Below are 550 nucleotides of genomic sequence, written 5' to 3'. Positions count from 1 at the left end.
GTTCTACTTGGGTATCACTTGTCATTAACAATGCGAGCGGGTTTGCAAGCAAGAAGGTAATCGCTGCAATCAAAAGCTGGAAGCCAAGAATGAACTTAACCGCTATTCCAACCAGAGATTGAATGTCTCGATAGTTCTTTGCGCCTAACAAGCGCCCCACCATTGGAGGCATCGACATGGTCAGTGCCAATACAGACACAATGGCAAAAAACTCGTAACGTGAGCCTAGCGCCCAAGCAGCGACTGCGGCAGTTCCAAAGCTGGCAAGCAACTTGGTCGCTAACATTGAAGAGAGCGGCGGCAGCAATTGACTGACCATGGCTGGCCCCATGATGTTACCTATCGAAGAGACGCTTTTCATCACATTCAGATCTTGCCATTGCGTTGTAGCCCAGTGGTTGCGCTTCACTCTTGGCGCAACGACAAGGATACCAAACCCAAATGCAACTAAGGTTGCCAACGCTGCACTATTAATGCGGAGATCGAGCGTGAAAATGAACAGCGGGTCTAATACCAAGTTCACACCACTTGTCACCATCATCATAGTGCC

The 550-nt window shown here is 49.1% G+C and carries 1 protein-coding gene; it reads right to left on the bottom strand.

All coding sequences use genetic code 11. The features are described from left to right. Positions 1–550, bottom strand: a 550-nt coding sequence (locus R7Z77_RS27770; RefSeq protein WP_318137361.1) for an MATE family efflux transporter, incomplete at both ends; no start/stop codon positions are given.

This window comes from Vibrio sp. 1401 (assembly GCF_033340295.1).
The sequence above is the reverse complement of the archived record's forward strand: the minus strand, read 5'-3'. Positions and strand labels throughout refer to the sequence as shown.